The sequence below is a fragment of the Nocardia sp. JW2 genome (genome assembly GCF_051843015.1).
GTDB lineage: Bacteria > Actinomycetota > Actinomycetes > Mycobacteriales > Mycobacteriaceae > Nocardia > Nocardia coubleae.
In genome coordinates this window covers 1-7,699 of sequence record NZ_JBPXLK010000051.1, presented here as the reverse complement: position 1 = coordinate 7,699, position 7,699 = coordinate 1, and the positions used below count along the sequence as shown (strand labels likewise).

Here is a 7,699-nt window from a genome sequence, read left to right as displayed (position 1 = left end):
GGTTGCCCGCCACGGTGATTCGTCGCCGACGCTGGTGAACATGTACGGCATCACCGAGACCACGGTGCACGTGTCGTTCCGTGCGCTGGACGCGAAGACCATCGCGGCGGCGGCCGGTTCGGTCGTCGGCCGGGCCATCGCGGGCCTGAGCGTGTTCGTGCTCGACTCGCGGCTGCGTCCGGTGCCGGTGGGTGTCGCGGGTGAGATGTATGTCGCGGGACCGCAATTGGCGCGCGGTTACCTGGGTCGGCCCGACCTGACCGCCACCCGGTTCGTCGCCAACCCCCTCGCGGGCCCGAACCAGGCCGGTTCGCGACTGTACCGTTCCGGCGACCTCGCGCGCTGGAACCGATTCGGCGAACTGGAATACCTCGGCCGCGCCGACGACCAGGTGAAGGTGCGTGGTTTCCGCATCGAGCTCGGTGAGATCGAAGCCGCCGTGCTCGCCCAGCCCGGCATCGCCCAGGCGGCGGTCATCGTGCGTGAGGACACCCCCGGTGACCAGCGCATCGTCGCCTACGTGGTCGCCGACGCCGACATCGAACCCGATCTCGACGCCGTGCGCACCGGCGCCGCCGAACAGCTGCCCGCTTACATGGTTCCGGCCGCGCTCGTGCGGCTGGAGTGGATCCCGCTCACCGTCAACGGCAAGCTCGACCGCCGTGCCCTGCCCGCCCCGGCGGTGCAGGCTCGCGCCTTCCGCGCCCCGGTCACCCCGGTGCAGGAAACCGTGGCCGCGGTGTTCGCCGACGTGCTCGGCCTGGACCGGGTCGGCGTCGACGACGACTTCTTCGACCTCGGCGGCAACTCGCTGATCGCCACCCGCGTCGTCGCCCGCATCGGTGCGGCGCTCGGTGCGACGGTGCCCGTGCGCGCCCTGTTCGAGGCGTCGACCGTGGAAGCCCTCGCGGCCCGGGTGGAATCGCACACCGGCGGCACCGCCCGCGCGGCGCTCGTCGCCCGCGAACGCACCGAGGGCGAACTGATCCCGCTGTCGTTCGCCCAGCAGCGGATGTGGTTCCTCAACAAGTACGACACCACCTCCTCGGCCTACAACCTGCCCGTCGCGATCCGCCTCACCGGCGACCTCGACGTCGAGGCGCTGTCGCTGGCGCTGGCCGACCTCGTGCGCAGGCACGAATCGCTGCGCACCCGCTACCCCGAGCACGGCGGCACCCCGGTGCAGCAAGTCGTCGCGGCCGAACGCATTTCGCTGGATCTGCGCCCGGTCACCGTCGCCGCCGACCAGCTCTTCGAGACCGTCACCGAGTTCGTCTCCACCGGATTCGATGTGGCGGAAGAAGTTCCGTTGCGCGCCAGGTTGTTCCGCGTCGACGAGCACGAGCACGTGCTCGTCGTGGTGGTCCACCACATCGCCGCCGACGGTTTCTCCATCGCCCCGCTGACCCGCGACGTGATGCTGGCCTACACGGCTCGCGCCCAGGGCACCGCGCCCGGCTGGGCGCCGCTGCCGGTGCAGTACGCCGACTTCGCCGTCTGGCAGCGCGCCGTCCTCGGCACCGAGGACGACACCGACTCGCTGATGGCGCGTCAGGTGTCCTACTGGCAGCGTCAGCTCGCCGGTGTCCCCGACGAACTGACCCTGCCCTTCGACCGCCCGCGTCCGGCCGTCGCCTCGCTGCGTGGCGCGTCGGTGCACCGCGAGCTCTCGCCCGAGCTGATCGCCCGCCTCGACGAGGTGGCCAGGCGGCAGGGTGCCTCGCTGTTCATGGTCATGCACACCGCGCTCGCGGTGCTGCTGGCCCGGCTGTCCGGTTCCGACGACATCGCCATCGGCACCCCCATCGCCGGCCGTGGTGAACAGGCCCTCGACGACCTCGTCGGCATGTTCGTCAACACCCTGGTGTTGCGCACCGGTGTGCGCCCCGGTGAGTCGTTCACCGACCTGCTCGAGCAGGCCCGCAAGACCGACCTCGACGCCTACGGCAATGCCGACGTGCCGTTCGAGCGCCTGGTCGAACTGCTCGCACCCGAGCGGTCGCAGGCCCGCAACCCGCTGTTCCAGGTGATGCTGGCCTTCCAGAACCTGGACCGCACCACCCTGGAACTGCCCGGTCTCGCCGTGTCGGCGCTCGATCTCGACGAGAGCGTCGCCCGCTTCGACCTCCAGTTCACCCTCTCCGAGCTGGGCGAACCCGGCCACGGCGGAATGGCGCTGGCGCTGAACTACGCCACCGAACTGTTCGACGAGGCGACGGTCGACACCATCGCGACCCGCTGGGAGCGTGTGCTCGAGGCCGTGGCCGCCGACGCCTCGGTGACCATCGGCGCGATCGACGTGCTCGACGCCGCCGAACGGGCCGACCTGGTATTCCGGGTCGGCGCACCGCCGGTGCCCGCCCGCACCCTGCGCAGCCTCCTCGCCGACGCCGCCGCGGCGAACCCGACCGGCGATGCCGTCGTGTTCAAGGGGACGACTCTGGCCCACCCGTCGCCCGACCACCGCCCCTCATCGAGTCGCTTCGCGACGCTGTCGTATGCCGAACTCGACGAGCGCTCGAACCGCTTGGCGCGCTTGCTCATCGCCGAAGGCATCGGCGCCGAAGATCTCGTCGCCGTCGCCGTTCCGCGTTCGGCCGACTCGGTGTTCGCCGCCTGGGCAGTCGCCAAGACCGGTGCTGCGTTCGTCCCGGTCGACCCGACCTACCCGGCCGACCGCATCGCGCACATGGTCACCGACTCCGGTTCGCCGTTCGGCCTCACCGTCGCCTCCGTGCGTGACGGGCTGCCCGAATCCGCGCGCTGGCTGGTGCTCGAGGACCTCGATCTGGCGTCCTACGACGGGTCGGCGATCGCCGACGACGAGCTGGTCCGGGCGACCACGCCCGAGCAGCCCGCCTACGTCATCTACACCTCCGGCTCGACCGGTGTGCCCAAGGGCGTCGTGGTCACCCACGCCGGTCTCGCCAACTTCGGCGAGGAGCAGGCGCAGCGCTATCACCTCGATTCGTCCACGCGCGCACTGCATTTCGCCTCGCCCTCGTTCGACGCGTCGATCTTGGAACTGCTGCTCGCCCTGGCGCGCGGTGGTGCGCTGGTGGTCGTCCCGCCGGGTGTGTACGGCGGTGACGAACTGTCCGAACTGATCCGCGCCGAGCGGGTCACCCACGCCTTCATCACCCCCGCCGCCCTGGCGACCTTCGACCCGAGCGGCCTGGATTCGCTGCGGGTGCTGGTCGCCGGTGGTGAAGCGGTGCCCGCCGATCTGGTGTCGAAGTGGGCGGTTCCGTTGGCGGACGGCACTACTCGTGCCTTCCACAACGGTTACGGTCCGACCGAGACCACGATCATGACGAACATCAGCGACGCGCTGGTGCCGGGCGAGCTGGTCACCATCGGTGGACCCACGCGCGGCATGCGCTCGCTGATCCTGGACGCCCAGCTCCAGCCCGTTCCCGTGGGTGTCGCGGGTGAGCTGTACCTGTCGGGCATCCAGCTGGCGCGCGGTTACCACGCCCGCCCCGGCCTGACCGCCGACCGGTTCGTCGCCGACCCGTTCGTCCCGGGGGAGCGGATGTACCGCACCGGTGACGTCGTGCGCTGGACGCCGGAACGCACCGTCGAGTACGTCGGCCGCTCCGACTTCCAGGTGAAGATCCGCGGTTTCCGTATCGAACTGGGCGAGATCGACTCCGCCCTCGCCTCGCACGATACGGTCGACTTCGCCGTCACCCTCGGCCACAAGAGCACCGCGGGCGCCGTCTCGCTGGTGTCGTATGTCGTTGCCGCGCCGGGCCGTTCGATCGACGTGGCCGCCCTCACCGCGCACGTCGAGGAACGCCTGCCCGCCTACATGGTTCCGTCGTCGATCATGGTGATCGACCGGGTGCCGCTCACCCCGGTCGGCAAGCTCGACCGCAAGGCCCTGCCGGAGCCGGTGTTCGCCACCGAGGTCTCCTTCCGGGCCGCGCGCACCCCGATCGAGCAGACCATCGCCGAGGTGTTCGCCGAGGTCCTCGGCGTGGAGCGCGTCGGTGTGGACGACTCGTTCTTCGCCTTGGGCGGCGACTCGATCGTCTCCATCCAGCTCGTCTCCCGGGCCAATGCCCGCGGCGTGCTGTTCACCCCGCGCCACGTGTTCGAACAGCGCACTGTGGCCGGCCTGGCCTCGGTCGCCGAAACGGCCGATGTGGCAGCGGCTTCCGCCGTCACGCTCGCGGAGCTGCCCGGCGGCGGCGTCGGTGAGATGCCGCTGACCCCGGTGGTGCGGTTCATGGCCGAGCGGTCGGGTTCGTTCGACCGGTTCAACCAGACCATGGCCCTCGAGCTGCCCGTCGGCATCGACCGGGCGGGGATCGCGGCAACCGTCGGTGCGGTCGTCGACCGCCACGACATGCTGCGCTCGCGGCTGCACCAGGTCGACGGCCGCTGGGTCGTCACCACCGCCCCCACGGGCAGCGTGGACGCCGACACCCTGATCGACCACACCACCTTCGACCCGAACGTCTCCGACGCCGAACTGTTCGAGATCGCTTCGGCCGCACTCGATTCGAGCCTGGACCGGCTCGATCCCGCCGCCGGTGTCGTGGTGCGCTTCGTGTGGCTGGAGCCCACCGAGCCGGTGACCCCGACCATCTCGCTGCCCGGCACCGCCTCGGCGGCGCAGGTGTCCGGCGAGGTCGCGTCCGCTGGTGCTGCCGCGTCGGCTGGTGGCGCGACCTCGTCCGCCGATACCGAGAGCAAGTCGGCGCGCCGGGCCGGACGACTGATCGTGGTGGCCCATCACCTCGTCGTCGACGGTGTGTCGTGGCGAATCCTGGTGCCCGACTTCGTCTCCGCCTGGGGTCAGCTGTCCTCGGGCCAGCAACCGGAGCTCGTCGCCCCCGCCACGTCCATGCGCGCCTGGGCGCACGCGCTGGCCGACGAGGCACGCAACCCCGACCGCCTCGCCGAGCTCGACTTCTGGCGTGAGGTCGTCGAAACACCGGACCCGCTGCTCACCGAGCGGCCGATGAACCCGGCCGTCGACGTCTCCGGTGTGATCGAGAAGCTGCCGGTGGAGGTGTCCGCCGAGGTCACCAAGGCCCTGCTCACCACCGTGCCCGCCCTCTTCCACGGCGGCGTGAACGACGGTCTGCTCACCGCGCTCGCGCTGGCCGCCGCCAAGTGGCGCACTCGTCGCGTCCCCGGCAAGTCGGACGACGCGAACGACGCCCTGCTGGTGCGCCTGGAAGGCCACGGCCGCGAGGAAGAGGTCGCGCCCGGTGCCGACCTGTCCCGCACGGTCGGCTGGTTCACCGCGATCTTCCCGGTGCGCCTCGACCTGACCGGCATCGATCTCGACGCCGCGCTGGCCGGTGGTCCGGCGATCGGCCAGGCCGTGAAGGCGGTCAAGGAACAGCTGCTCTCGGTGCCCGACAAGGGCATCGGGTACGGCCTGCTGCGGTACATGAACGCCGACACCGCCGCCGAGCTGCCCACCGAGCTGCCCGGCCAGATCAGCTTCAACTACCTCGGCCGGGTTGCCGACAGCGATGTCCCCGACGCGCTGCGCGGTTTCGGCTGGATCCCGGCCGCGGAGCTGGCCTCCCTCGGCGGCGCCTACGACGCCGACATGCCCGCCATGGCACCGCTCGATGTCAACGCGATCGTCGTCGGCGACAAGCTCAGCGCCAATATCGGTTACCCGAGCACCCTGCTCGGCGAGGCCGAGGTCCGTGAATTCGCCGACCTGTGGGTCACCGCGCTGGAAGCCGTTGCCCGGCACGCCAATTCCGCCGACGCGGGCGGTCACACGCCGTCCGACTTCGCGCTCGTGCGCGCCACCCAGCGCGACATCGACGTCTGGGAGCGGCGCTACCCCGAGCTGACCCAGGTGTGGCCGCTGGCCGCGCTGCAGGCCGGCCTGTTCTTCCACGCTCGCCTGGCCGCGAGCTCGGTCGACGTCTACACCGCCCAGGCGGTGCTCACGCTCACCGGTCATGTCGACGCCACCCGTCTGCGCGCCGCCGCCCAGGCACTGCTCGACCGGCACGAGACCCTGCGCACCGCGTTCGTCACCGATCACGACGGCAATGCCGTGCAGATCGTCCTCGACAACGCCCGTGTGGTCTGGGCCGAACACGACCGCACCGAAACCGGCGAGTTCGCCGACCTCGTCGAGGCCGACCGCAACGCCCGCTTCGACCTGGCCGAGCCGCCGCTCATCCGCTTCACCCTGATCCAGGTGGGCGAGCACGAATGGCGTTTCGTGGTGGCCAACCACCACATCCTGCTCGACGGCTGGTCGATGCCGCTGGTGATGCGCGACCTGCTCGCGCTCTACGCCCTGCACGGTGACGCGAGCGCGCTGCCCGCCGTCCGCTCCTACCGTCACTTCCTGGAATGGGTTGCCCAGCAGGATCATTCGGCCTCCGTGGCCGTCTGGTCCGAGGCGCTGCGTGGGGTCACCGAGCCCACGCTGCTCGCCCGCCCGGACGCGAGCCGCGAGATCACCGCCCTGTCGGACGAGTACCTGTTCGATCTGGACGAGATCACCACCGGCCGCCTGGTCGCGCTGGCCGCCGACCTCGGCGTCACCCCGAACACGGTGCTGCAGGTGGCGTGGTCGATCGTGCTCGGCCGGATGACCGGTCGCGACGACGTGCTGTTCGGCACCACCGTCTCCGGTCGTCCCGCGCAGCTGTCGGGCGTGGAGTCGATGGTCGGCCTGTTCATCAACACCGTGCCGGTGCGCGTCCGCTTCGACGCCGCCGAATCGGTGCGCGACGTGCTGACCCGCACCCAGGGCGAGCAGGCCGACCTGCTCGACCACCACTACATCGGCCTGGCCGAGATCCAGTCGGCCGCCGGGGTCGGTGGCCTGTTCGACTCGCTGGTGGTCTTCGAGTCCTACCCGGTCGACGCCGAGGGCATCAAGGCCCAGGCCGCCGACATCGACGGCATGGCCGTCACCGGCCTGGACGCGGCAGACGCCACCCACTACCCGCTCTCGCTGATCGCCCAGCTCGACACCCAGCTGCGCATCCGCGCCGGTTACCTGAGCGACCTGTTCGACGCCGCGACCGTGCACCGCATCGCCGAGCGCCTGATCCGGGTGCTCACCGCGATCACCGCCGAACCGACGGTGGCCGTGGGCGATATCGAACTGCTCGACGCCGCCGAACGCGCACTCGTCGTGCGCGAGTGGAACGCCACCGCGCACGAGGTGGATCAGCGCGCCACCCTCGTCTCGATGTTCGAGGCGCAGCTGGCCCGCACCCCGCAGGCCACCGCCCTCACCTTCGAGGGGACGAGTCTGGCCCACCCGTCGCCCGACCACCACCCCTCATCGAGTCGCTCCGCGACGCTGACATATTCCGAGTTCGCGGCGCAGGTGTATCGCCTGGCCCGCTGGCTCGTGGACCGTGGTGTCGGCCCGGAAACCTATGTGGCACTCGGCATGCGCCGCTCGCTCGACCTGGTCGTCGGCATGTACGCGGTGAGCGTGGCCGGTGGCGCCTACGTGCCGCTGGACCCCGATCACCCGGCCGAGCGCACGGAATACATTCTGGCGACGGCGGATCCGGTGTGTGTGCTCACCTCGGGTACCGATCTGGAGATCGACACCGCGCAGGTCCGCATCGACCTGCTCGACCTGTCCGGTTACGCCGACACCCGCCTCACCGACGACGAGCGGATCGCCCCGCTGCGTCCGTCGAACACCGCGTACGTGATCTTCACCTCCGGTTCGACGGGT

Annotated in this window: 1 protein-coding gene; it reads left to right on the top strand. The window is 70.7% G+C overall.

What is annotated here, in order from left to right:
• Positions 1–7,699: amino acid adenylation domain-containing protein (locus tag ACSVDM_RS30645; protein WP_439269153.1), on the top strand; the 7,699-nt coding region annotated here is incomplete at both ends.